Origin of the sequence: Arachidicoccus rhizosphaerae (assembly GCF_900107765.1) — a bacterium.
Taxonomy (GTDB): Bacteria; Bacteroidota; Bacteroidia; order Chitinophagales; family Chitinophagaceae; genus Arachidicoccus; species Arachidicoccus rhizosphaerae.
Genome location: NZ_FNQY01000005.1, coordinates 148438 through 173574, shown reverse-complemented (window position 1 = coordinate 173574; position 25137 = coordinate 148438). Strand labels below are relative to the sequence as shown.

Here is a 25137-nt window from a genome sequence, read left to right as displayed (position 1 = left end):
TAATAAACAAAAGTTGAAAGTACAAAGAGAATTTTACGGATAAATTCTAAACTTATCGCCGCTGTTTTGACAGTGCGCAATATTTTTTTTGTCAGAATATTACCGCGATTGTCCATTGCTATTCATTGATTATCAGTTAATATATCGCTTCTTTTTGCATTAGGAATTTATTTGAGATTGGCCCGGCTACAACCGGGGAAGTTTTTTCAGGACTTATTCCAACAAATTATTATCTAAAAAACTATAAAACCCATTATCGGAAACAATAATATGATCGAGGAGTATTATTTCCATGGTCCTGGCGGCCGATCGAATTTTGGCCGTTAGCTTTTTGTCCAGATCACTTGGTCTTAATGAACCACTTGGATGATTATGAGCTACTACCATTGCCACTGCATTGCATTGAATGGCGCCTTTTAATATGACCCTGATATCGACTATGGTGCCGGAGAGGCCTCCTGAAGATATGATCCTATGGTGAATAATATGGTTGGCATTGTTCAAATAGACGGCCATAAAGACTTCGTATTGCAGATGCGCCATGTGCGGGATTAAAAAGGCTGCCATATCATTGGAGCTGGTGATCTGGTTTCTGGATTTATCTTCCAGTTCCTTTCTGGCAGATAAAGATAAGGCCGCATGAATAGCAACGGCTTTAGCCATACCCAGACCTGGAATTTTATAATTCATGATCTCAGTGACCGTTAACCGGGAAATTAAATGAAGTTTGTTGCCATGAAGATCCAGTAAAGTCTTAGCGATATCCAGGGCAGACCCTTTGGCGCTGCCTGTATTGATTAAAATGGCCAGCAATTCGGCATTGCTCAGCGCTGTGGCGCCCTTTTCTATGAGCTTCTCCCTGGGCCGGTCATCGGCGGCCCACTCTTTAATCGTTTTTTGTTTCATATTCGCTTAATGCTCCTGTTAAATAGGATAACACGTGTTGATATTCAGTTGTTTAAATTTGATCCGGGCCTTTAGAGCTCAAATTCATTAAAAATTGCGGGCAGGACTGCGTTTTGTGCCACCAGGCCTGCAAATCCTGTAAATGCACTGTGAGTAATCAGAAATGAAATGCCAGGCTATTAAATAATTCCTTGAAAATGAAAAGATTAACCGTTTCAGGGCAGCCCTGCCCAGGGAGATAGGTAAAAAGCGTCATCCGGTTCGAAGTTCTGCCATGCCGCTTGAAAGATTGCAGCTGATCTACATATTGTAACCGGTTTGCCTGCACATAATAATGCACTTCACAATTATCCATTTTTAAAAGATTTAAATTGACGAATTAGAAATGTATTATACCATGCCCCACAAATATAGTCGTTAGTTTTTAAAAATGGCCCGGAGGCTGTAAAACGTCAAAATGATCAGGTTGTCAGCAGGTTGTGCACAATTTTTTGTGGAAAAAAACGAAAACAATAACACAGTAATTGGGAAAATAAATTGCGGTTTTGGTGAAGTTTTATATTTTCGCACCTAATATTACTTTTTAGTTATGAATCCATCTGTCAAGATTTTTTCAGGAACCGGCTCCCAGGCGCTGGCTGAGAAAATCGCCCAAAGATTTGGTGCTCCTCTTGGTAAAATCAATGTTCAAAAGTTCAGTGACGGTGAAATTCAACCGGTTTTCTTAGAAAGTATTCGTGGGGACTATGTTTTTCTGGTACAAAGTACCTTTGCGCCTACGGATAACCTAATGGAGCTGCTGTTGATGATTGATGCGGCTAAAAGGGCCAGTGCCAGCAGGATTGTTGCCGTTATACCTTATTACGGATTTGCCCGTCAGGATCGTAAAGATCGCCCCAGGGTAGCCATCGGCGCCAAACTGGTTGCCACTTTATTGGAATCTGCGGGTGCAGACAGGGTTATCACCATGGACCTGCATGCGGCTCAGATTCAAGGGTTTTTCGATATTCCGGTAGACCATTTGGATAGTTCCGCAATTTTTATCCCTTATATTGAGCAATTAAAATTAAAAAATCTTACCTTTGCGGCCCCTGATGTGGGAAGTACCAACAGGGTAAGGGAAGTAGCCAACTATTTCAACGCTGAAATGGTCATCTGTGATAAGCACAGAAAGAGGGCTAACGAGATCGCCAGCATGGTGGTTATCGGAGAGGTGGAAGGTAAGGATATCGTTTTGGTAGACGATATCTGCGATACGGCAGGGACTTTAACCAAGGCAGCAGGTTTGCTGATGGAAAAAGGAGCCAAAAGTGTCCGTGCCCTATGCACACACCCGATTTTAAGTGGTAACGCTTACCAGACCATTGAAAACAGTGTTTTGGATGAACTGGTGGTTTGCGATACCATTCCTTTAAAAGGTAAGTCTGATAAGATCAAAGTACTTTCAGTGGCAGATTTATTCGCGATCGCGATTAAGAATGCACATGAAAATAAAAGTATCTCCAGCCTGTTTTTTCATTCTCAATTAAGAGAGAGAGAAAGAAGCAGGGGACACAGATCTTAAGATCTTATCACAAAAAAGTTTTTTATTCATTAAATATAAAACATGAAAACAATTACAATCAAAGGACAACTGAGGACCGAAAGCGGAAAGAGTGCCACCCGCCAAATTCGCTCTCAGGAGAACGTGCCAGGTGTAATTTACGGCGGTGAAAAGGAAATTAATTTCCATGCTTCTGCTAAAGAATTAAAACCCCTGGTTTACACTAGTGAGTTTCAGAAGGCAGAAGTAGAAATCGATGGTAAAAAATACACTACCATCATCAAAGATCTGCAATTTGACAGAGTATCTGACAAACTGATCCACATTGATCTGTTGGAACTGGTTGAAGGTAAAAAACTGATCGCTACTATTCCAGTTAAAATGGCAGGTAACGCAGAAGGTGTGAAAGCCGGTGGTAAACTGGTGACTAAACTGAAATCTCTTAAGGTAAAATGTTTACCTAAAGATCTGAAAGAATTCATCAGTCTAGATATCACTAACCTGAAACTCAACGAAAATATTCGTGTTGAGGACGTACAGGAACCAGCACTTGAAATCATGAACTCCAAACGTATCCCCATCGCTTCTATCGTTATGACGCGTCAACTGCGCCAGGAAGAAGCTGCTGCGGATAAAGATGCTAAGAAAAAATAAGGTCTGCTTCCTTTTAAGGAACCTCAAGGCTGAATTATATAAGCATTTAAACAGGAAAAGTATTCTAAGGAACACTTTTCCTGTTTTATTTTGTCCGCCATTGAAGCCGGGTACGGCTATGGGCAAGGTATTTGTAATTAAAAATCCGGCAGCAAAAAGTTGAGCTGAAGCGCTACAAATAGGAAACATTGCTTAACTTTGGATATATAAGCGTTATAGTTACAACGGTTTATCTTTCATGCTCCTTTTTAAAAATACATATTTATGCAACAATTAATGTCGGCTACAAGAAAAATGCTCCTCGCAGCAGGCCTAACACTGGCTATAATTGCAGGACTTGGTATTCAGTCTGCACATGCTCAGAAACTGTTTTTTATTTTCGGTCATCTGGCCTATGAGAATCCGGGAGGCAGTGGGATGATGCAAAATTATAAGTATGGTATCGGCGGAGAAGCGGGAGCTGGTATTAAATTATTCCATAAAACCTATGCGACCGGGACACTGGGTTATAGTTCTTTCGGGCAGGATAAGTCTGCCAGTCCCAGACCCGGCAGGATGTCCTATGTGCCCGTCCGTTTCGGGCTCCGGCAGAATTTCCTGCCCCTGAATCTACTATTTTTACACGCAGATGTGGGGTCTGCCAGCGTCAAAAACGATCTGACCAGCGGCGCACGCTTTACCGGTTCTTTTGGGGTGGGCGGAAAACTGGGTCCTATTGAAGCGCAGATTGATTATGAGTTATTAGGCAAGAAAGACGGGGATCCATCGGGATCCAATGGTTGGGTCGCCTTTAAGGCAGGCTGGCGATTTGGGCTCTAGAAGATCGTTGCATTTTAAAAATAATATTCAAAATAGAAAAGCTGGTGCAAATAAACCTTTGCACCAGCTTTTCTATTTTTTTGGGGGGAACAGGGATGCCAGGATTTACGCAAATTAGAGATAAAAAGAAGCCTGGAGAAAAGGATAAAATGCTAAAATAAAACCCCTGATAATAATTTCTTATCAGGGGTTTTTACTAAGAGAGAGCCTCCTATAGGACTTGAACCTACGACCTATCACTTACGAAGCGAGTGCTCTACCAGCTGAGCTAAGGAGGCGAACTGATTTAATTCGAGCGCAAAAATACAATATCTTAATAATTTCTGACGAGTAAATTTTTAGCTGTTAAGTACCGGTTCCGGTGACCCTGTTATTTCGGGATTTTCTTTTGGCTGCTGTCTGCCGCACCTGTGATTTGAAAGCATACTGTTCAGAGAATAATTGATTCGCGACCGAAGCAAAAAAAAGTTGAAGTGGCCCGTATATGCTCACCGGGCTTCAGAATTTTTAATCAGTTGGAATGGTTCCATACGGTCATTTTCCCTTTTTTTCTTTACGACGGACAAATCAGGCAGTATTTATAAAATGTTATATACTTGCAACGGCCTACAGTCGCAAGGACACCCGGCCCGCAAGTGACATGGCTGTATAGGAGAAGGAAGACCGCAATTAATTGCGGTCTGGGTATAAAAAATAGCCCTTGCTGGCAAGATATTACTTTTTTTAACTTAAAAGTGAATTTTAACTTGTAAATTAACTTATAAATGAATAATTTTGCAGAAATAGTTTATATTGAACAATTTAAGAAAGTGACTTTTTACTCAATTTCCATCAACGGGAATCCGACGCTGTTTGATTCTTTTATAGAAAAGCACAGTGTGGAAAACAAGGAAAAGCTTTATCATATACTGGCATGAATTAAAAAAATTGGGGAAAAAACAGGAGCAATAGATCAGTATTTTAGAAACGAAGCAGAAACGGCGGATGCCCGTGCATTACCACCAAGGGGTCAAGAAAAGCCGCCCGTATATGTTGAAATTGACGAAAATGGGGAATATGAAACTGTTGCGAATAACCTTAGATTATATTGTATGAAAGCTAACGAGAGGGTTGTATTCCTATTTAACGGCGATGTTAAAACAGCCGTAAAAGCGCAAGAATGTTCAAATGTAAAGTCTCATTTTAAATTGGCAAATAAATTGACTAAATTATTAACTGAATCCTTTGGGTCCGGGGAGATCCGTTGGACAAATAGTTATTCAGAGATAGAGGTAGATGATGATTTTTTACTAGAATGGGATTCATAAAATAAAGACAATATGAAAAAAACTAAACATAATATTTCTACTTGGCTAAAGGGAAATTATAATCCGGAAATTGAGAGCTTTATTGAAAAGAACTTTGCCATTACCGAAAAAGTACGCATTGCGATGGAAACAAAAGGCTGGAAAGCAATGGATTTAGCAATAGCTCTGGACAAATCTCCTTCAGAAGTTTCAAAATGGCTTTCCGGTATGCACAATTTTACCCTAAAAAGTCTGGTAAAGATGGAACAGGCTTTAGGTGTATGTTTGATTTATACGGAGCCCATAAAAGAATATGAATATATCTATTTCGGATCCATTAAAAACGATGAACAAAACAATGTCAAGGCAACAGAATATGAACAAGGATTAGCCAGTGAAGTGTTCAAAATTGCCATGTAAAATGATGAAAAAAGAACCCCAAATTATTGCAGAACAAATACATCTGCTATCCATTGAAAATACGCAATTTCGTTTGCTGGCAGAAGCATTCAGAAATACAAAAATACGCCAACTTGGTGTAGCACATCAATTGTTGCATAACCTGAAAGAGCAACGGTTAAAATTAGAATTGATCCTATCCCTTACAGATAGTAAAAACAAAGAAGTGCTTTTTTTGCAGACCGATTATCACTACCAGATTGACGATATCAACAACCTCTATGAAATAAATGACAAACACATTCCAGTGTTCTTTGCCTCTTTAGTTGTAACATTATTGGGTATATCCTTATCAACATCCAGGGGGATATTATTTGAAAAACTAAATTCCTGCGGAATTCATAATGCAGTAATACCCGTTGTGTCACCGGTAAAGCTGCTTCAAAAATCTACAAAATAAATCGGAGATCATGATCCGACCGATCACCGGTTCAGTTGCAAACATAGGCAGTAGGAAAAGTATTGCCGTTCAGAGAAGGCCTGCCTTATGACTGCTAGCGGACTTGTCCTTGTAGTCATGTCCGGCAAAGGGTTGGCAATGCCGCTATAAATACCGGGAAAGAGGAGCAAGGAATTGTAGGGTGGGACGCTCTTAGTAACAGAGATGGCGGTTTTTAAGATTCTTCCATACTGCAAATGAACCGGTGAAGTCCCAAACCTGGTGGTATTGAACCCCCAGGCAGTCCACGAAACAGTTGCTCTACCGGGCATTTTATGCACCGGATGGGCTTTGTTTGCCTGAAATCCTTACTTTTGGGCAGTTGTGCAAAAATGGCTAAAGTTATTTTGAGCCTTTTGCACAGAATTTGATTATATTTGACGAAATTTGAACTAAATAAGTTAGGCGTATGACAGCATCAAATTATGATGAGGGGAGTATCCGGAGCCTGGACTGGCGGGAGCATATCCGGCTCAGGCCTGGGATGTATATCGGTAAATTAGGAGACGGCAACGCTCCTGATGACGGGATCTACGTACTGGTCAAAGAGGTACTGGATAACTGTATCGATGAACACATGATGGGATTTGGTAGTAAAATAGAAATTACAATTGAAGATAGAAGTGTATCTGCCAGAGACTATGGGCGTGGCGTTCCATTAGGCAAACTGGTAGATGTCGCCAGTAAGATTAATACCGGGGCGAAGTATGACAGTAAGGCCTTCCAGAAAAGTGTGGGGCTGAACGGGGTGGGTATTAAAGCCGTGAATGCCCTGAGTAACTATTTTAAAATAGAAAGTTACCGGGAAGGAAAAATGCGCAGCGCTGATTTTGAAAAAGGCGTGCTGCTGGACGCTACCAAAGAGACAAAGACCGCTGAGCCGAACGGTACTTTTGTGCATTTTGTTCCTGATGAGACCGTGTTTAAAAATTTCCATTTTAAACCGGACTATCTGGATGACCTGCTCTGGAACTATTGTTATCTGAACGCAGGACTGACCATTTACTTTAACGGTAAAAAATATGTCAGCAAGAACGGCCTGGTGGATCTGCTCAGAAGAAAAGCCAACGAAGATGAGCTGCGCTATCCGATTGTCTCTTTAAAGGGGTACGATATTGAAGTGGCCTTCTCTCATGGCAATGATTATGGGGAAGATCTGTATTCATTTGTCAACGGACAGTATACGACCCAGGGCGGTACACACCAGCAGGCTTTCAGAGAAGCTTTTGTAAAGACGGTTCGTGACTTTTATAAAAAGGATTATGATGCCTCAGATATCAGACAAAGCATTGTGGCTGCCTTAGCCGTGAGAGTGCAGGAGCCGGTATTTGAAAGCCAGACAAAAACCAAGCTGGGGTCACAATACGTGTCTGAAGGCGGCCAGAGCATGAAAAGCTTTGTGCTGGAATTTATGAGCAGGGAACTGGATAATTACCTGCATAAAAACCCGGCGGTCGCCGATATCCTCAAAAAGCGTATTGAGCAAAGTGAAAGAGAACGCAAGGAGCTTTCCGGCATTAAAAAACTGGCCAACGAACGGGCTAAGAAGGCCAACCTGCATAATAAAAAACTCAGGGACTGTAAGATTCATTATAATGAAGAGCCTTCCGGTAAAAACAAAGAAGAAGTGCTGGAAAAACAGCAGCAATCCACCATTTTTATTACGGAAGGGGATAGTGCCAGCGGAAGTATCACTAAAAGTCGGAATGTAGACACGCAGGCGGTGTTCAGCCTTCGTGGTAAGCCTTTAAACAGCTTCGGACTGTCTAAAAAAGTCGTCTATGAAAATGAAGAATTCAATTTACTGCAACATGCTTTAAATATTGAAGACGGACTGGATGGTCTCCGCTATAAAAATATCGTCATCGCTACCGATGCCGACGTAGACGGTATGCATATTCGGCTGCTGCTGATGACTTTCTTTTTGCAGTTCTTCCCCGACCTGGTCAAACAAAAGCATGTTTATATCCTGGAAACACCGCTTTTCAGGGTGCGCAATAAAAAAGAAACCATTTATTGCTATGATGAAACGGAAAAACAGGCCGCCATTAAAAAATTAGGCGCTAAACCGGAAATCACCCGCTTTAAAGGTCTGGGAGAGATTTCTCCGGAGGAATTTGGCCGGTTTATCGGAGAAGATATGCGGGTACAGCCTGTATTGCTCGATCAGGGTGCGCATATCTATAGTCTGCTGGATTATTTTATGGGAAAAAATACACCGCAAAGGCAGGAGTTTATCATTGACAATCTAAAAATAGAACTGGATCTGGCCGATGATGAACCGGTTGCAACTAATGGTGAAGCAGAGCAGAAGGCCGCTGCAGTGGCTTAGCTTGTAAGCTGCACCTATAAAAGACTTACGCTATATAAAAGAGGCTGTCTCATATCGGGGCAGCCTCTTTTTGCCTGTTAGATGAGTACAGACAATACAGATTGTGTATTGTCCTGAATTTTTCAAGGTTTTCCCGCTGCCATACCCCTCTTATTTTAAGTTAACGTTTGGATAAAGTCCCCTTAACGATTTGTTTACCTGGGGACTCTACATTCGCGCAGCGTTCAGAAAATGAATGACGTACAATAAATCCGCTGCCAGTATTCGGGTGCAGCAATCATCAATCATAATCAGGTACTCAATGAAAGTATTTTATCCGGGTAATCCAATGTATGAAAATTCTATGGAGCATTGCCAAAGGGAAAGGCCAAAACGCATGGTTTGCACGTTAAAAAGCAGCTGCAAAACTTTAGGGGCGCTGTTAGTGCTAATGTTGTTTTTTGCCATAAAAGCACAGTCTCAGTCCCAGGTGGACTTAAAGGGTTATGTGCTGGATGCCGATAGTCGCAAACCGGTAACAGGTGCGAGTATCACCATTAAGGGAACTAAAAAAGGAACGCTTTCAGGACAGGAAGGCCAGTTTGAAATTAAGGCTAAAACAGGAGATGTCCTGGTTGTAACTGCGATTGGATATAGTGAAAAAATCGTTCTTTATAATCATCAGAAAGATTTAAATATTTCATTAAAACCTGAGACCAAAGACCTGGAAGATGTGCAGGTCGTAACGGCACTTGGTATTGTTCGTGATAAAAGAGAACTGGGTTACTCTACCCAGACCATTACTTCTGAACAGCTGACGGATGCGCAATCCGGCAACTGGACAGATGCGCTTGTAGGTAAGGTGGCAGGGCTGGATCTGGTTCGCTCCAACAGCGGCCCGGGTGGTTCCAATAAGATCATCCTCAGGGGGGAAAATAATCTGACAGGAGACAACGAAGCTTTAATCGTACTGGATGGAGTGGTGCTCAATACGGCAAAACGTTCCGGGACCAACAGCGGTGAGAGTGTATATGGTACAGGTAGTGATAATATGCCAGCCGATTATGGCAGTAATCTGGCGGACCTGAATCCCGCGGATTTTGAATCAGTGAATGTGCTGGATGGCCCTGCGGCAGCAGCGCTCTATGGACAAAGAGGTGCCAATGGTGCCATTATTATCACCACTAAAAGCGGCAAGAATAGACGAATGAGTATCCAGTTCCGCTCTAATGTCAATATCCAGCAAATCAACAGATGGCCGGATCTGCAATATGAATATGGACAGGGCCTGGATGGCGCGGATTATTATAGTTATGGCAAAATGCCCGACGGCCGGGCCAGCACCAGCAGTACCTCTTCTGCCTACGGACCCAAATTTGACGGTCAGTATTTTTATCAATATAGTCCTGTATTGCAGGGCAGAGATTCGGTAGCCACACTCTGGAAGCCTTATACAAATCAGATTCGCAACTTTTTTCAGGATGGCAATACCATTACCAATAGCATCAGTGTCAATGGCGGGAATGGTAAAACAACCTCAAGATTCTCTTATACCAATACACATAATAAATGGATTATTCCAAATACCGGGTATAACCTGAATAATGTGTCACTCGCTTTCAATACGGATTTTAATGACAAGCTGAGCATCACGACTCAGGTTACCTATAATAATAAATCCAGTGATAATCTGCCGGGTGCAGGTTACGGTAACCAGTCTCTGATGTATTGGTTTATATTCTGGCAACCCAACGCGGATTTAAACTGGCTTAAAAACTACTGGGTGAATGGTCAGGAAGGAAAGGAGATTAAATATCCATACAGCTCTTATCCCGAAAATCCATATGCCATCGCCTATGAATATATCAACCGGATGCAGCGTAATGCCGTAACAGGCAATGTAAAGGCGGTCTATAACTTTTCTCCGGCCTTCAGTCTGCAGGCACGTACTTCCCTGGATCTTGCTTATGAGCAAAGGGCGCAGGAACGTCCCTGGGATGCCGGCACCAAAATGCCAAAAGGTAGTTACCGGGAGCAGAATATTTTCACGATGGAAAAAAGCGCGGATGTGTCCGCCAATTATAAAAAGGATTTTAATGACAGGTACGGTATTAATCTGATGCTCGGCGGATCCATCCTAAGAGATAATTACACGCGCGATCAGACAAGGGCTGACTCCTTGAAGTATCCCGGTTTATATAGTTTTTCCAATGCAGCCGGTGTACTATACTCCCTGCCTTACCGTTCAGCGTTCGCTATCAACAGTCTGTACGGACTCTTAAGCACCCATTACAAGGATCTGCTTTATCTGGATCTGACGGCCAGAGAGGATTGGAACAGTACCCTGGCCACACCGGTCAGAACAACCAATGCCGGATTTTTCTATCCTTCTGCCAGCATGAGCTTTATCCTGTCAGATGCCGTTAAGCTACCCGCCTTTATCAACTATGCAAAACTGAGATTGTCTGCCGCAGGCGTGGGCAGCGGCGGTACAACCCCTTATCTGACGGCTTATAATTATACTTCTGCCGGAACAGCCTATGAAGGCGGACTGCAGAACCCAAGCACACTGCCTAATGCGGATCTGAAACCGCTAAAGACGATTACATATGAAACAGGTCTTAACCTGTCTATGTTCAAGGACCGTCTGACCATGGATCTGACCCTGTATACGGGTAATACGCGCAATCAGATCCTGTCGCGCATTATTGACCGGGCCTCCGGTTATACCACGGCCGTCATCAATGCCGGTCAGATTAATAATAAAGGAATAGAATTTACACTGAACGCGACGCCCGTTCAAACTGCTGATTTTAAATGGACCACCACCATTATTTATTCCAGCAATAAAAACAAGATTGTCAATCTGCCGGACAGCAATATTGTCCTTTACAAAGGACCGCAGGGCGGAACTGAGATTATCGCCAAACCCGGTGGAAGCATGGGGGACTTATATGGGATTGGTTTTGAGCGGGCTCCCGACGGACAGGTTGTATATGATGCAACAACCGGATTTGCCAAACTGACTTCTGATGTGATTTATCTGGGCAACACGACACCTAAAGGGCGCGTCAGCTGGGGTAACAAAGTTAATTACAAACGCTGGAGCCTGAATCTGCTCTTTGATGCGCAGTACGGGGCCAAGGCCTATTCGCTGACAGCCTATAAACTGGCAGAACAGGGGAAAACGACGAACACGCTGCCTGGTAGATATAATGGTATTATTGGTAACGGGGTGATTCAAAATGAAGATGGCAGTTACCGCAAAAACGATGTAATTGCTACGGATATAGATGAATACTACAGATCCATGTATGGGGCGGACAATGGAGAAGGGGCAACTTTTTCAACAGATTTTATCAAATTCAGAGAGGCTACAATCAGCTATACCTTAAACCCAAGGTTCGCTAAAAAGCTGGGACTGCAGAAACTTTCCATAGGCATTTACGGCAGGGATCTGTTTATATGGTCTCCATGGCCAGAATTTGATCCGGAATTCGGGACACTCAGTGGCACGGATATTATCAAGGGTTTTGAGATCGGACAGTTCCCTTCCAGCCGGTCTTTCGGTGCCAATCTAAATATTAGTTTTTAATCGACTTCTAAAACGGCAATAAATATGAATATGCTAAAAAAATATATGTACCTGTTGGTCCTGCCTTGCCTTATGGCAGCAACCTGGCTCAGCGGATGTACCAAGGATTTTACCTCCATTAATACGGATCCCAATAATATTCCCAATGCCTTGCCCGATCAGCTCTTGGCACCGGCCCTGGTTTCAACTATGACCTATAATATGGTGCGTAACCGGGGTTTCAATAATGAACTGATGCAGATAACAGTCAATCAGAGTGATGCGGATGCAACGGTATTTCGTTATGATTTTAAGGACAGTTATTCGGATTACCTGTATAATGGCTGGTATAGTGAGCTGACCAATTTTAAAGATCTGTACAGCATCGCCAGCGAAGAACTAACTTATAATGCCTCTTATATGGGTATTTCGCTGGTCTGTCAGGCCTGGATTTATTCCATGCTGACAGATACCTATGGGGATATTCCCTTTTCCGAATCCAACAAGGGCAAAACGGAGAATATTCTGGAACCCAAATTTGACAAGCAAAAAGATATCTACGACAGTCTGTTTGTCTATCTGGAATCAGCAGATACTTTACTTAAAAAAGGAACCGGTATAACGGCGGCCAGCGATCCGGTTTATAACGGAGATGTTACTAAATGGCGGAAATTCGGTAATTCACTGTATCTGCGACTGCTGCTGAGAATTTCCGGTAAGGCAGAGGTGCATGATAAGGTGGTCGCTAAAATTCAGGACATCATCAGCGATCCTTCCACTTATCCGTTAATGTCCAGTGTGGCCGACGACGCCGTTCTCAGGTGGACGGGGCAGGGGGCTTTTATTTCGCCATTTGTAGCCACCAGGGCACAGGATTTCAGGTCTCCTTCTATATGTAGTTTCTTTATTGATCATTTAGTGGCCTGGAATGATCCGAGGATTAATATTCCGCAATATGGTGCCAGTGGGGTCAACCGCCTGGGAATTGCTCCGGTATCAGGAAATTATGTGGGCGTTGCCAGCGGTTATGTATCCGGCGGAGGAGAGGACAAAGGATCTTATTTCTACGCCACAGACCAGACCGTTAACTCATTAACGCCGCCGGCCATAACCATGCAGACGGATCCCATGACCGGTCTGATCATGAATTATGCGGAGCTGCAGTTTATTCTGGCTGAATGTGCGGTAAAAGGCTGGATAGATCAGGATCCGGCTACGCTTTACAATAGTGGTGTGGAAAGCGGAATAAAATACTGGCTGCCCGACTATGATCAGTCTGTTGAGCAGTATCTGGCTGATGGTGACATACAGTTTAATGCAACAGGAACTGAAGATGAACAGCTAGAACAAATCGGGCTACAAAAATATTATGTAATGTTATGGGCGGATCTGGAGCAGTGGTTTGAATACCGCAGAACCGGTCATCCGGTACTGCCCAAAGGGCCGGGGCTTAAAAACGGGGGTGTAATGCCTGCCCGGATGAAATATCCGATTTATGTCCAGGCTACCAACCCGACTAACTATAAAGCGGCCATTGCAGAGCAGGGCCCCGACGAAATCTCCACCCAGGTCTGGTGGCAAAAACCTTAAGTATACTTATCCATTTTACTGAAGCAATTTAAATTATGCGATTTTATAAATTATTATCCCTGCTGACTTTACTGATCTGTCTTATCGGCAGCTGTAAAAAAGATAGTTATCCGGGTGCAACGCCCAGTCCTTATATTTCCATTTTTGATATAAGGGATTTGTATAAACAGAGTCCTGTTAAGCTGACAAAAGAAAATATGTACGGCGCGACAGCATTAACCGGTATGGTCAGCTCTGACCAGAGCGGAGGTAATTTACCTAGCGGAATCATTACCGTTCAGGATAGCAGGAGACTGAGCAAATTAAGAGGGATAGCCATTGACCTTGGATCAGCTGCTACCGGTTATCAGCCGGGAGATTCCCTGATTATCTCCATAGAGGGCGGAACGCTGGAAAGAAAAGACGGCCTGCTTCAGATCACGGGGCTTGACGCTGCTGCCGTTCAAAAAGTCTCAACAGGAGGCGCATTGCCGCTGAACCGGGCTACTGTTGCCCAGATACAGGCAAGTCCCGGTGATTACGAAAGCGTTTACTCTGTTATTATTAAAGGCGGTTTTGATCCGTTGCCGGAAAAAGGAGCCACGCTGGAAGGAACCAAAAATCTCAATGACGGTTTTGGTACGATTAGTCTGGTGACGGAACGAAGCGCTGCTTTTGCCGGTCATGAGGCGCCAGTGCTGGCCAATTATTATGGTATTGTCTTCAATCAGGAGCAGGGCGATTCCCTGATCCCTTCCTTTCGGCTAAGAAATGAAAATGATCTTGCTGTGCTGAGTTCTGAAATCACCATTCCTCCGGTCATTATTACCGGTTTTATGAGTGATGTGAAAGGTGGAGACGGTAATTATGAATATGTACAGTTCCGGGCGCTACAGGATATAGATTTTAGTCAGACACCTTTTTCTGTGGTGGTGTCCAATAATGCAAACGCTTCGACTCCGACCGGCGTACCTTCCAAAGGCTGGGCCACCGGCGGCCTGAGAACTTATAAAATCAATATGTTTACAGGGACGGTCAAATCCGGTGATTTCTTTTATGTCGGCGGGACCGGTAAGACCATTAACGGCTCCGGCTCCACCAGTATGGCGACGTCTAAGTGGATCAGGGCATACGACTATACCGTGCTGAATGGAGAAGGTTTCGGGGATGCCAAAGGCGGCCTGATGGCCAATAGTGGTAACGCTTTTGGTATTGCGCTGTTTGCGGATTCAGCTGTTACCGCAGCCTCCGTACCTGCCGATGTTATCTATATATCCGGAGGAGGAAGCCTGTATAACAGCACCTCAGGATACCGGATTACCAATAATGATTTTTACGATATAAAAAATCCGATTACGCTGGAAGATCAGCCATTTTTTCATCAGGGAACCAATACCTTGTGGTTTTCCTACAATACGGCAGATCTGGGCTATTTCAATATGCTGGGTGGCGTATACAATCTGAAACTGGGCAGATGGACAACAGCCCGGGCACAAAACAATCTGCTGCTGGAAAAAACATCCCCCGTATCACTCATTGAGGGAGAAGGGGCCACACAAATTATCAGCCAGTAGGCTACTAAAGCCTGCAGCATTTTTTTTCAACCGGTAAATTAATCAGTAATGGATACCAGAAGAGACTTTATCAAAAAATCAATGATGTTTTCGGCTGCGGCCGGGATGGCGCATATCATGCCTGCTTCCATCCAAAAGGCACTGGCCATTGATCCCAGACACGGCAGTACTTATCTGGATGCCGAACATATCGTTATCCTGATGCAGGAGAACCGTTCCTTTGATCACTGTTTTGGGACTCTCAAAGGAGTGCGCGGCTTTAATGATCCCAGGGCTACTCCATATCCCGGCGGCACGCCCGTCTGGCTGCAGGCCAATAAAAAAGGGGAGACCTATGCTCCTTTCAGACTGGATATTCAGAAGACAAAGATTACCTGGATGGGATCTTTGCCGCATAGCCGGGGCAGTCAGGTGGATGCCTTTAATAACGGAAAACATGACGGCTGGCTGGAGGCGAAAAGGTCCGGTCATAAAAGCTTTGCGGAAATGCCGCTGACACTCGGTTATTACAACCGGGAAGATCTGCCTTTTAACTATGCGCTGGCAGATGCATTTACGATCTGTGATCAGAATTTTTGTTCTGCGATGACCAGCACTACGCCCAACAGGGCTTTTTTCTGGAGCGGTAATATTATGGATGAAACCCAGGGAAGGGCCAGGGCCAATATCCGTAACCCGAATTATACCTTTGGCGGTAAAAAATGGAAGACTTTTCCCGAGGTGCTCACTGAACAAGGGATAAACTGGAAGTTTTATCAAAACGAGCTCAGCGCTGCCGGCGGGTTTAAAGGAGAGGAACGTTCCTGGCTGGCTAATTTCGGATGTAACAATCTGGAATTCTTTGAGGCCTATCATGTCAAATTCAATCAAAAGTATCGCAGCCGGTTACAAGAGCTGGCCAGCGAGTTGCCGGAACAGATCAGTAAACTTCGTGCTACCAGGCCCAAAGACACGGCCCATGCAGCGAAAATACAGGCAGCGATTGCCAAAAAAGAGGAAGTACTCCAGCAAACCACACAGGCTATCAGTGAATGGACGGATAGCCATTTTAACGCCTTGTCAGAACACCAGAAAACACTCTATAGAAATGCATTTGTGACCAATAGTGCAGATCCTGATTACCGGACACTTTCTGAACTAAGCTTTACGGAAAATGGCAAACAGCGGACTTTGAAAGTGCCTGCCGGTGATCTGCTGCATCAGTTCAGATCAGATGTTAATGAAGGTAAATTACCGACCGTCTCGTGGCTTGCCGGCCCCCAGAATTATTCCGATCATCCCAGCGCTCCCTGGTACGGAGCCTGGTATGTTTCAGAAATACTGGATATCCTGACCCAGAATCCGGAGGTATGGAAAAAGACGATTTTTATTCTGACCTATGATGAGAATGACGGCTATTACGATCATGTACCTCCCTATTTTATACCGGACAGCAAGCGGCCTGAGACCGGAAAAGTGTCCCCGGGTATTGATACGGAGATTGAATATGTACGCCTGGAAAATGAGCTCGCACAAGGGATCCCTAAAAGTGAGGCCAGAGAAGCCCCGGTAGGCCTTGGGTTCAGAGTGCCGATGGTTATCGCCTCTCCCTGGACCCGCGGCGGTAAGGTCTGTTCCCAGCTTTTTGAACATACCTCCACTTTGCAGTTTCTGGAATCTTTTGTGAATGAGAAATTCAAAAAGCAAATCAGCTTTGAAAATATCAGTGCCTGGAGAAGAGCCATCAGCGGAAATCTGACGGCAGCTTTCAGCCCCTTTGACGTGACGGCGGAAAAACTTCCTTTTCTTCAGAAAGACAAAATGCTGGAACGTATCTATAATGCAAAATTCCAGCAGGTACCGGCAGGCTATATCCGGTTATCCGATCAGCAGATTGCCAGAGCGACTGCCCGGCCTGCCGACTGTGATTTTCTGCCCCGACAGGAACGGGGTACCAAGGACGCTGTGGCCTTGCCTTATGAACTGTATGTACATGGCAAGCTGGATGAAAAAAAAGAAAATTTTCAGCTGGAATTTTCAGCCGGCACCCGTTTTTTTGGCAGCCGTAGCGTAGGCGCACCATTCAGAGTGGTGGCTGGGACGAAATTTAATCAGGAGGCACCTGGTAAAAACTGGTTTTTTGCCTGTAAACCTGCCGGTCAGCTCGGTTATGATTTTGCCTTAAAATCCTTTGACAGGCACTCCTATGCCCTGGCCGTACATGCGCCCAACGGTTTTTACAGATACTTTCAAGGAGACGGCGGCGATCCTGAACTATATGTGGAGTTGCAATATGAACTCAGTAAACTGACAGGCAAACCAACAGGTAATGTGCTGTTAAGCTGTACGAATAAACACGCCTCCAGTCAGTTTACCCTGCAGGTCAAAGACAATCAATATGGAAAACCAAGTCTTGAAATCCTTGTGCCTCCCGGTAAAAAAGAACTGAAAGTGGATTTGCAAAGCTCCAGAGGATGGTACGATTTTACCCTGAATGTAAAAGGGGCGGAATCGTTCCGGCAGGTCTATGCAGGGCGTGTGGAGACCGGACAGCAGAGTATTACGGATCCCGCCATGGCTTAGTGCTTATGGACGGTTCAGCGATATTATACAATCAAAAAGCGGTCTTTTAACGACCGCTTTTTGATTGTATAATATTTGGAGAAATGCCTTCAGTGCCTTTCATGGAAGTCATCTTACATTTAAGTCTTTGTGATCAGCCTTAAGCGCCGACCATCTCAGGTCCTGTTAAGAAAATACTTCCTTGATCTTATCAAAGAAACTCTTCTCGTTTTTATTAGGCTGCGGTTTGAAATTCTCCGATTCTCTGATGGATTCTAGGGCCGCTTTTTCCTCCGGACTTAAATGTTGAGGTGTCCAGACATTGACATTAATCAGCTGGTCGCCTTTATTGTAACCATTAATATCCGGGAAGCCTTTACCCTTAAGGCGGAAAATCTTACCGCTTTGGGTTCCTGCCGGTATTTTAATCTTAGCCCTTCCGCCAATGGTCGGTACTTCTACCTGGGCCCCGAATACGGCGTCATGGAAGGAGATAAATAGATCATAGCCGACATTGATGCCATCGCGCTGGAGCTCTTTATGGGCTTCTTCTTCGATGGCGATGAGTAAATCTCCTGCAGGGCCGCCTCTGAGTCCGGCATTGCCTTTGCCGCTCATGGAGAGCTGCAGGCCTTCGTAAACACCGGCCGGGATATTAATCGCTACGGTTTCTTCGTCATAGACCCTGCCGTCACCTTTACAATGACCGCATTTAGCGGTAATGGTGGAGCCCTGTCCCTGACAGGTCGGGCAGGCCACTACGGTCTGCATCTGTCCCAGAAAAGTAGACTGTACTTTTCTGACCTGACCGGTACCATGACAGGTCTTACAGGTCTCAATGCTGCTGGCATCCTTGGCTCCGTTGCCATGACAGTGTGCGCAGGTGACATATTTTTTTATTTTGATGTTTTTAGTGACACCCGCAGCCATTTCTTCGTAGTTTAAACGAATCTTGACACGCAGGTTGCTGCCACGGGCACCGCTGCTCTGACCGGACCTGCCGGAACCGCCTCCGAAGAAGTCGGAAAAGCCCCCGCCCCCGAAAATATCACCAAACTGGCTGAAGATATCATTCATGTCCATACCGCCGCCGCCAAAAGGATTACCGCCGCCCATGCCGGGGCCAAAGGCCTGGTGACCGTAGCGGTCATACTTTGCTCTTTTATCGGCGTCGCTTAATACCTCGTAGGCTTCAGCTGCTTCCTTGAACTTGTCTTCCGCCTCTTTATCTCCTGGATTACGGTCCGGATGAAACTGCATGGCCACCTTACGGTAAGCTTTTTTAATCTCATCGCCGGTGGCCGTTTTAGTGACACTTAAAATTTCGTAATAATCTCTTTTCATTGTATTCGGGTTCTCTATGATTTTGGAGCGCCTGGACTGATTGCTTAAAAGTGGAGGCTATTTAGTCAGATGCTCCGGATAGTTGCATTTTTAACTTACTTGCCTACAACTACCTTCGCAAATCGAATCAGTTTATCATTTAATAAATAGCCTTTCTGGATGACATCTATCACCTTGCCGCTTTGCTCGGGACTTGCGGGAACCTCTGCGATCGCTTCCTGACTTTCCACATCAAAATCCTGTCCGATGCTGTCCATGGCTTTTACGCCTTTGGATTCTAATATTTTCCTGAATTTATTAAATACCAGCAGACTGCCTTCTCTGACATGATGGATGTCGGTATCGATTGTCATTTGTTTTTCCGCACGGTCGCAATCATCCAGCACGTCCAGCATACTGACGATAACGTCCTTGCCGGCTGTCTGGGTCAGTTCAATGCGCTCTTTGGCGGTTCTTCTCTTGTAATTTTCAAATTCGGCCATCAGGCGGATGTATTTATCCTTCTGTTCTGCCAAAGCGTCGGCTAACTGCTGCTCCTGATTGACAGCGTCCTTAGCAGACTCCTCCGGTTCCGTACCTGACGGAGTTGTTTCATTTTCCTGATTATCAGTATTATACTGTTCGTTTTCCTGGAATTGCTCATCATTTTCATGATGGTGTTTGCCATTTATACTCATATTTTCACTATTTTCTTGACGGTTAACTCTTGACAGTTCAAATTATTTGCCGAACTGACAAAACGGAAATAATGACAGCATTGCCCATTAATTACTGCCAAACTGGAGTGCTTTTTGTCATTATAGTGTCAATATTCAAAATGTTTGATGAAAACCTTTAATAACTTGGCCAGATGGATTAATTTTGCAGCAAATTTCAAAAGAGCTTCTAATTTTAAGATATGATAACCACTGATATATGTATAGTAGGCGCGGGGCCTGTTGGTCTTTTTGCCGTATTTGAGGCCGGACTTCTGAAGATGCGCTGCCATTTAGTTGATGCACTGCCCCAGGTAGGCGGTCAATTATCAGAAATTTACCCGCATAAACCTATATACGATATTCCCGGATTTCCATCGGTAAACGCACAGGAACTGGTGGATAATTTAATGGAGCAGATTGCACCTTTCCATCCGACATTTACCCTGGGAGAAAGAGTGGAGACCATTGAACGTCAGGAAGATCAGTCTTTTGTCGTTGGTACCAACGAAGGGACTACGATCGCCTGTAAAGTAATTGTCATTGCAGCGGGACTGGGTAGTTTTGAACCCAGAAAACCGGCTATTGAAAGACTGGAAGAGTTCGAACATGGTAAGGGAGTCGCTTATATGGTGAAAAATCCTGAACTGTTCAGAGATAAAGAAATTGTTTTGGCCGGTGGTGGTGACTCAGCACTGGACTGGACCATTTATTTATCCAATATATCCAAAAGAGTAACCCTGGTCCACCGTGGAGAAACTTTCAGGGGAGCACCTGACTCTGCGGAGAAGGTATTCAATCTGGCTAAAGAAGGAAAGATCGATCTGATTTTAAAGGCAAACCTGAAAAAAATAGACGGCAATGGTTCCTTGAAATCTGTTTTCTATGAGGATGCCGATAAAAATGAACAGACCATCAAGGCGGATTATCTGATTCCTTTATTTGGTCTGAGCCCTAAACTGGGACCTATTGCAGAATGGGGACTGGATATTGAAAAAGCCCAGATTAAAGTAGATACCACCGATTATTCAACCAATGTTCCGGGTATTTATGCCATCGGTGATATTAATACTTATACAGGAAAGCTTAAGCTGATTCTTTGCGGCTTCCATGAAGGAGCGATTATGATGCAAAGTGCCTTTAAATATGTTTTCCCTGATAAACACTTAAGTTTCAAATACACTACCGTGAACGGTGTGCATGAGTTTTAAAGAAAAGCGACTTTATTCAAAAGCGCACCAGGCCTCTGGGGCGCTTTTTTTGTGCCCTGAACCTTCCAATGCCGAATTGTTGCAACTACTTTATTAGCTTTGATTTATCAGTTCAATCTAGGGGTAATGTTCAGATATTCAGGGAACGGATTATCTTTGCTGCATTATGAGCATGGTAAAATTTACAGTTGAAGACAGAGACGGGTCCAAACAGGAGCTGGAAGCGCCTACGGATATGGGACTAAGTCTGATGGAAACCTTAAAAGCCTTCGAATATAATATTATGGCTACCTGTGGCGGGATGGCGCTTTGTGCTACCTGCCATGTAAAATTCAGCCGCGGACAGGAGCAGCTGCCCGATAAAAATGATGCCGAATGGGATATGCTGGACACCCTGCCCGACGCTGATGAGAGCAGCCGGCTGGCCTGTCAACTCAGGGTAGATGAAAACCTGGAAGGCGCAGAATTTAAAATCTGCGGAGATTTGGAATAATCATTGAAATACAATAGTTTAGCCTTTTAAAATCACTTATCTGAAAAAAATTGCGGACATACTCACCGAACTTGGCCGGTACGTAATCATGCTTAAAAACATGTTTACGGTGCCGGATAATTTCAGGATGTTCAGAAAGCAGTTTTTTGATCAGTGTAAGTTTATCGGGCTGGAAGCCTTGCCGGTCATTTGCATTATCTCTATCTTCCTGGGGATGGTAATGACCCTGCAGGTGGCCTATATGCTGACCAATCCGATTGTCCCGCGTTCTGTCATTGCGACCGTTGTCCGGGACTCCATGTTACTGGAAATCGCCCCTACAGGCATTTGCTGTATCCTGGCTGGCGTCGTTGGATTTAAAATCACCTCCGAAGTAGGGTATATGCGGCTGTATGAGCAACTGGACGCCATGGAAATCATGGGGGTACAGACGTTGAATTACATGCTTTTTCCAAGAATTCTGGCAGCCATGCTGACCATCCCCTGTCTGATTATCTTTTCTCTGACACTCAGTATGTTTGGAGGCTATCTGGTGGCATTATTTTCAGATAATATCCCTACTGCCTATTATCTGACGGGCTTAACCTCTGAATTCAATCCTTATGAGGTGGCAGTAGCCGGGGTTAAAACCATCACGTACTCTTTTGTGATTTCCAGCGTGGCCTTCTACCTGGGCTTTTATTTTAGAGGTGGCACGGTGGAACTCAGCCGTACTTCCACCAGATCCGTTACTTTAAACTGTGTCATCATACTCACCCTGGATTACCTGATTACCAGTCTGATGCTGTAAAAGATTGTTTTTAGCTTTACTTTATTAATCCTCAGCGGTTTACCCCGCTTTACTTTGCGCAAAGCTGTAAATTGTCTTTTTAGTTTGGCCATAAACTTGTAGTTTTGCGCAATTTATATTTTTAAAAAGATGCCAAAAGACAATTCAATAAAATCGGTACTTATTATAGGCTCTGGACCCATTGTTATCGGTCAGGCCTGTGAGTTCGATTATTCCGGCAGCCAGGCTGCACGCAGTATCAGTGAAGAAGGAATCAAAGTCACACTGATTAACAGTAACCCCGCAACAATCATGACTGACCCCATGATGGCCGACAAGGTGTATCTGTTACCGCTGGAAGTAGAAAGTATCGAGAAGATCCTGCAGGAAAATGATATTGACGCTGTTTTGCCGACCATGGGTGGACAGACCGCGCTGAATCTCTGTAAGGAGGTAGCGGATCTGGGTATCTGGGAAAAATATAATGTCCGGCTGATCGGGGTGGATATCAAAGCCATCGATAAGGCAGAGGACAGAGAACTTTTCCGCCAGTGGATGATCAAAATGGGCATCCAGGTGGCCCCTGCCAAAACGGCCAACAGCTTTTTGGAAGGTAAAGAATTTGCACAGGAAATCGGATTCCCGCTGGTTATTCGTCCGTCCTTCACACTGGGAGGTACCGGCGGCGGATTTGTACATACGAAAGATGATCTGGATGAAGCCTTAAACCGCGGTCTGGAAGCATCACCGATTCATGAAGTACTGGTAGAAAAAGCCGTACTGGGATGGAAGGAATTTGAGCTGGAACTCTTGCGTGACAGTGCGGATAATGTAGCCATTATCTGTACCGTGGAAAACTTTGACCCGATGGGGGTACATACAGGAGACAGTATTACCGTGGCTCCTGCCATGACGCTTAGCGATACCGCCTTCCAGCTGATGCGTAATACCGCTATTGACATGATGCGCGATCTGGGCAATTTTGCGGGCGGCTGTAATGTTCAGTTCTCATTAAATCCGGAAACAGAAGAAATTATCGCTATTGAAATCAATCCCCGTGTAAGCCGTTCTTCTGCATTGGCTTCCAAAGCAACCGGTTATCCGATCGCGAAGATCGCTGCCAAGCTGGCGCTGGGTTATACGCTGGATGAATTGAAAAATCAGATTACCAAGACCACTTCTGCCTATTTTGAACCGGCCCTGGACTATGTGATCGTTAAGATACCAAGATGGAACTTTGATAAATTCAAAGGAGCTGACGATACCCTTGGCCTGCAGATGAAAAGCGTAGGTGAAGTGATGGGTATCGGCCGTAGTTTTACCGAAGCTATTCAGAAAGCCTGTCAGAGTCTGGAAAACGATGCGTTAGGTTTAGGATATTATGGTAAAAACCAGATGAAGGCTGATGAACTGGTTGAATATATTAAGATTCCAAAATGGGACCGGATCTTCAGAATCAAAGATGCTTTGATGCTGGGTGTAACCGTTAAAACCATTGTACAGGCCACAAAGATTGACCGCTGGTTTATCTACCAGATTCAGCTGCTTTGCAATGTAGAAAAAGAAATCGCTAAATACTCCATAGATAACTTACCGCTGGATTTATTAAAAGATGCCAAAAAGCATGGGTTCAGCGATGCGCAGATCGCTAAGATTGTGCATGGCGACTGCACCGATGATCAGGTGTATGACAAACGTAAGGCCGCCGGTATTACCCGTGTCTATAAAATGGTAGATACCTGTAGCGCAGAGTTTGAAGCTAAAACCCCCTATTATTATAGTTCTTTTGAAAACTAAGCACAAATAAATAGTAGATAGCATCCGGCTATAAAGTATAAAAAAAGCACAATAAGAGCGGCCAGCTGTATAATTACAGTCAGCCGCTCTTATTGTTATGTAGGGGTAGGTCTTTTTTTTGTCGGATTTTATTATATTTATCCTATGCTAAAAAAAGCCCGGCTTTTACTACTTATGCTCACCCTGTACACGTATGGTTACGCTCAGGCTGACCAGGTACAACAGGAGGATTCCTTGCCTGGCTTGCAGGTTCAGCAGGCTACCCATGCGATTTTATGGGAAATCAAAGGGGGTGGATTGCAAGGGAGCTCTTATTTACTGGGTACTGCACATAATATCAGTTACGATACGTTGATTTCCAGGTTTCCTCAGATAGATTCAATCTTGTCAATGGTGGAGTTGTTGGTTGAAGAACATGCTTCGCCTGAAGGCAGTTCCGGTGGCGTGGACGACCAAGTGCTGACTTTTCAGGGAACAGACAGTACCGTCGGATCTCTTATGACCGGTCAGTTGTTTAATCAACTCAAAAAGTATATTCTTTCAAAATCAGATGGCAATACAACAGTGGTGGATAACCTGATTAAAATGAGGCCACAGCTCTTGGTGCTGGCGCTACCCATGCTGGATGCAGCGATAAACCAGTCTGAAAATAATCAGGTATCAATGGATGAGGGCCTACTCCAGGAGGCCAGAAAGCGAAACAAAAAATATATGGGGCTTGAAAGCCCTGCCGAAGCCTCTGAGGTGATACGCAAGGGTATTTCTGATCAAAAGGCTATTAAATGGATGGCTGCTAAAATCCGGGAGCCAGACAGCATACAGCGTATGCCCGTGAAAAAGGATCAGGATACGCACCTTGCTTTATATCCGGCGGATGCGTATCTGCAGCCCCTGATTTATTATTATCTGGACCAGCAGACAGCCACAGGAGGTGATTATGGAGGCGTGTTGTTGAGGAATCAAAACTGGATACAGAAGCTCCCGGCTTTACTAAGAACGCAAAAATGTCTGATTGCAGTAGGCCTTGATCACCTGAAACTCCAAACAGGGTTGATTGAACAGTTACGTCATGCGGGTTATACCGTCAGAGCTGTTATGCTGCAGGCCGCAGGAAATCTGTAAGGCAACAAAAAATCGGTACTCAGCCACGCTT

Annotated in this window: 20 protein-coding genes and 1 tRNA gene; 17 read left to right on the top strand and 4 right to left on the bottom strand. The window is 44.4% G+C overall.

Annotated features, from left to right (window positions below):
• Positions 1 to 213 precede the first annotated feature (213 nt).
• On the bottom strand, positions 214 to 906 hold the full coding sequence (gene radC / locus BLU80_RS06295; protein ID WP_091395222.1) for a RadC family protein: 693 nt from the start codon (positions 904 to 906) through the stop codon (positions 214 to 216).
• 589 nt (positions 907 to 1495) lie between these two features.
• Here radC and BLU80_RS06285 point away from each other — a divergent pair.
• From BLU80_RS06285 to BLU80_RS06270, 3 genes are all read left to right on the top strand, one after another.
• Complete coding sequence (locus tag BLU80_RS06285) at positions 1496 to 2470, top strand: ribose-phosphate pyrophosphokinase (RefSeq protein ID WP_091395217.1); 975 nt, start codon at positions 1496 to 1498, stop codon at positions 2468 to 2470.
• A gap of 42 nt (positions 2471 to 2512) precedes the next feature.
• Positions 2513 to 3103, top strand: coding sequence for a 50S ribosomal protein L25 (locus BLU80_RS06280; RefSeq protein ID WP_091395214.1), 591 nt, complete (start codon positions 2513 to 2515; stop codon positions 3101 to 3103).
• 264 nt (positions 3104 to 3367) lie between these two features.
• Positions 3368 to 3922, top strand: coding sequence for a hypothetical protein (locus BLU80_RS06270; protein ID WP_091395209.1), 555 nt, complete (start codon positions 3368 to 3370; stop codon positions 3920 to 3922).
• A gap of 205 nt (positions 3923 to 4127) precedes the next feature.
• Here BLU80_RS06270 and BLU80_RS06265 read toward each other — a convergent pair.
• Positions 4128 to 4200 (bottom strand) — tRNA-Thr (locus BLU80_RS06265).
• A 486-nt stretch (positions 4201 to 4686) separates the two neighbouring features.
• Between BLU80_RS06265 and BLU80_RS19515 the strand changes: the two genes are divergently transcribed.
• The 9 genes from BLU80_RS19515 to BLU80_RS06225 all read left to right on the top strand — a co-directional run bounded on the left by BLU80_RS19515 (position 4687) and on the right by BLU80_RS06225 (position 17696).
• Entirely contained in the window at positions 4687 to 4839 is a 153-nt protein-coding gene (locus BLU80_RS19515) for a hypothetical protein (RefSeq protein ID WP_170831165.1), read from the top strand.
• Between the two features lie 174 nt (positions 4840 to 5013).
• Positions 5014 to 5229 carry a hypothetical protein gene (locus BLU80_RS19695; protein ID WP_091395206.1) on the top strand — a complete coding sequence of 72 codons (216 nt, stop codon included), beginning with the start codon at positions 5014 to 5016 and terminating at the stop codon, positions 5227 to 5229.
• 12 nt (positions 5230 to 5241) lie between these two features.
• A complete protein-coding gene (locus BLU80_RS06255; protein ID WP_091395204.1) occupies positions 5242 to 5628 on the top strand; it encodes a helix-turn-helix domain-containing protein in 387 nt (128 codons plus the stop codon).
• A 1-nt stretch (position 5629) separates the two neighbouring features.
• A complete protein-coding gene (locus tag BLU80_RS06250) occupies positions 5630 to 6067 on the top strand; it encodes a hypothetical protein (RefSeq protein WP_091395201.1) in 438 nt (145 codons plus the stop codon).
• Between the two features lie 448 nt (positions 6068 to 6515).
• A complete protein-coding gene (locus tag BLU80_RS06245) occupies positions 6516 to 8438 on the top strand; it encodes a DNA topoisomerase IV subunit B (protein WP_244518778.1) in 1923 nt (640 codons plus the stop codon).
• Between the two features lie 301 nt (positions 8439 to 8739).
• Positions 8740 to 12012 carry a SusC/RagA family TonB-linked outer membrane protein gene (locus tag BLU80_RS06240; RefSeq protein ID WP_244518776.1) on the top strand — a complete coding sequence of 1091 codons (3273 nt, stop codon included), beginning with the start codon at positions 8740 to 8742 and terminating at the stop codon, positions 12010 to 12012.
• 24 nt (positions 12013 to 12036) lie between these two features.
• Positions 12037 to 13581 carry a SusD/RagB family nutrient-binding outer membrane lipoprotein gene (locus tag BLU80_RS06235; RefSeq protein WP_244518774.1) on the top strand — a complete coding sequence of 515 codons (1545 nt, stop codon included), beginning with the start codon at positions 12037 to 12039 and terminating at the stop codon, positions 13579 to 13581.
• 35 nt (positions 13582 to 13616) lie between these two features.
• Positions 13617 to 15134 (top strand): DUF5689 domain-containing protein, encoded by a 1518-nt coding sequence (locus BLU80_RS06230; RefSeq protein WP_091395198.1) that lies wholly within the window; start codon positions 13617 to 13619, stop codon positions 15132 to 15134.
• A 48-nt stretch (positions 15135 to 15182) separates the two neighbouring features.
• On the top strand, positions 15183 to 17696 hold the full coding sequence (locus BLU80_RS06225; RefSeq protein ID WP_091395194.1) for a phosphocholine-specific phospholipase C: 2514 nt from the start codon (positions 15183 to 15185) through the stop codon (positions 17694 to 17696).
• Positions 17697 to 17861: 165 nt separating this feature from the next.
• Here the strand turns inward: BLU80_RS06225 and dnaJ are convergent, their stop codons facing one another.
• Complete coding sequence (dnaJ, locus tag BLU80_RS06220; protein WP_091395191.1) at positions 17862 to 19019, bottom strand: molecular chaperone DnaJ; 1158 nt, start codon at positions 19017 to 19019, stop codon at positions 17862 to 17864.
• A gap of 95 nt (positions 19020 to 19114) precedes the next feature.
• Entirely contained in the window at positions 19115 to 19696 is a 582-nt protein-coding gene (locus BLU80_RS06215) for a nucleotide exchange factor GrpE (protein ID WP_091395188.1), read from the bottom strand.
• Between the two features lie 221 nt (positions 19697 to 19917).
• Here BLU80_RS06215 and BLU80_RS06210 point away from each other — a divergent pair, with 221 nt between their 5' ends.
• From BLU80_RS06210 to BLU80_RS06190, 5 genes are all read left to right on the top strand, one after another.
• On the top strand, positions 19918 to 20925 hold the full coding sequence (locus tag BLU80_RS06210; RefSeq protein ID WP_091395185.1) for an NAD(P)/FAD-dependent oxidoreductase: 1008 nt from the start codon (positions 19918 to 19920) through the stop codon (positions 20923 to 20925).
• A gap of 166 nt (positions 20926 to 21091) precedes the next feature.
• Positions 21092 to 21418, top strand: a complete 327-nt coding sequence (locus BLU80_RS06205) for a 2Fe-2S iron-sulfur cluster-binding protein (RefSeq protein WP_211481767.1) — start codon at positions 21092 to 21094, stop codon at positions 21416 to 21418.
• Positions 21419 to 21506: 88 nt separating this feature from the next.
• Positions 21507 to 22208, top strand: coding sequence for an MlaE family ABC transporter permease (locus tag BLU80_RS06200; protein ID WP_091395180.1), 702 nt, complete (start codon positions 21507 to 21509; stop codon positions 22206 to 22208).
• Positions 22209 to 22337: 129 nt separating this feature from the next.
• Positions 22338 to 23984, top strand: coding sequence for a carbamoyl-phosphate synthase large subunit (carB, locus tag BLU80_RS06195; RefSeq protein ID WP_091395177.1), 1647 nt, complete (start codon positions 22338 to 22340; stop codon positions 23982 to 23984).
• A gap of 144 nt (positions 23985 to 24128) precedes the next feature.
• On the top strand, positions 24129 to 25106 hold the full coding sequence (locus BLU80_RS06190) for a TraB/GumN family protein (protein WP_091395173.1): 978 nt from the start codon (positions 24129 to 24131) through the stop codon (positions 25104 to 25106).
• Positions 25107 to 25137 lie beyond the last annotated feature (31 nt).

What these genes read in the sequence shown, in the direction of transcription:
- carB (WP_091395177.1), top strand. Translation starts at nt 22,338, where the DNA reads ATGCCAAAAGACAATTCAATAAAATCGGTACTTATTATAGGCTCTGGA.
- radC (WP_091395222.1), bottom strand. Translation starts at nt 906, where the DNA reads ATGAAACAAAAAACGATTAAAGAGTGGGCCGCCGATGACCGGCCCAGG.
- BLU80_RS06235 (WP_244518774.1), top strand. Translation starts at nt 12,037, where the DNA reads ATGAATATGCTAAAAAAATATATGTACCTGTTGGTCCTGCCTTGCCTT.
- BLU80_RS06240 (WP_244518776.1), top strand. Translation starts at nt 8,740, where the DNA reads ATGAAAGTATTTTATCCGGGTAATCCAATGTATGAAAATTCTATGGAG.
- BLU80_RS06200 (WP_091395180.1), top strand. Translation starts at nt 21,507, where the DNA reads ATGCTTAAAAACATGTTTACGGTGCCGGATAATTTCAGGATGTTCAGA.
- BLU80_RS06230 (WP_091395198.1), top strand. Translation starts at nt 13,617, where the DNA reads ATGCGATTTTATAAATTATTATCCCTGCTGACTTTACTGATCTGTCTT.
- BLU80_RS06270 (WP_091395209.1), top strand. Translation starts at nt 3,368, where the DNA reads ATGCAACAATTAATGTCGGCTACAAGAAAAATGCTCCTCGCAGCAGGC.
- BLU80_RS19515 (WP_170831165.1), top strand. Translation starts at nt 4,687, where the DNA reads ATGAATAATTTTGCAGAAATAGTTTATATTGAACAATTTAAGAAAGTG.
- BLU80_RS06255 (WP_091395204.1), top strand. Translation starts at nt 5,242, where the DNA reads ATGAAAAAAACTAAACATAATATTTCTACTTGGCTAAAGGGAAATTAT.
- BLU80_RS06210 (WP_091395185.1), top strand. Translation starts at nt 19,918, where the DNA reads ATGATAACCACTGATATATGTATAGTAGGCGCGGGGCCTGTTGGTCTT.
- BLU80_RS06250 (WP_091395201.1), top strand. Translation starts at nt 5,630, where the DNA reads ATGATGAAAAAAGAACCCCAAATTATTGCAGAACAAATACATCTGCTA.
- BLU80_RS06285 (WP_091395217.1), top strand. Translation starts at nt 1,496, where the DNA reads ATGAATCCATCTGTCAAGATTTTTTCAGGAACCGGCTCCCAGGCGCTG.
- BLU80_RS06225 (WP_091395194.1), top strand. Translation starts at nt 15,183, where the DNA reads ATGGATACCAGAAGAGACTTTATCAAAAAATCAATGATGTTTTCGGCT.
- BLU80_RS06280 (WP_091395214.1), top strand. Translation starts at nt 2,513, where the DNA reads ATGAAAACAATTACAATCAAAGGACAACTGAGGACCGAAAGCGGAAAG.
- BLU80_RS06190 (WP_091395173.1), top strand. Translation starts at nt 24,129, where the DNA reads ATGCTAAAAAAAGCCCGGCTTTTACTACTTATGCTCACCCTGTACACG.
- BLU80_RS19695 (WP_091395206.1), top strand. Translation starts at nt 5,014, where the DNA reads ATGAAAGCTAACGAGAGGGTTGTATTCCTATTTAACGGCGATGTTAAA.
- dnaJ (WP_091395191.1), bottom strand. Translation starts at nt 19,019, where the DNA reads ATGAAAAGAGATTATTACGAAATTTTAAGTGTCACTAAAACGGCCACC.
- BLU80_RS06205 (WP_211481767.1), top strand. Translation starts at nt 21,092, where the DNA reads ATGAGCATGGTAAAATTTACAGTTGAAGACAGAGACGGGTCCAAACAG.
- BLU80_RS06215 (WP_091395188.1), bottom strand. Translation starts at nt 19,696, where the DNA reads ATGAGTATAAATGGCAAACACCATCATGAAAATGATGAGCAATTCCAG.
- BLU80_RS06245 (WP_244518778.1), top strand. Translation starts at nt 6,516, where the DNA reads ATGACAGCATCAAATTATGATGAGGGGAGTATCCGGAGCCTGGACTGG.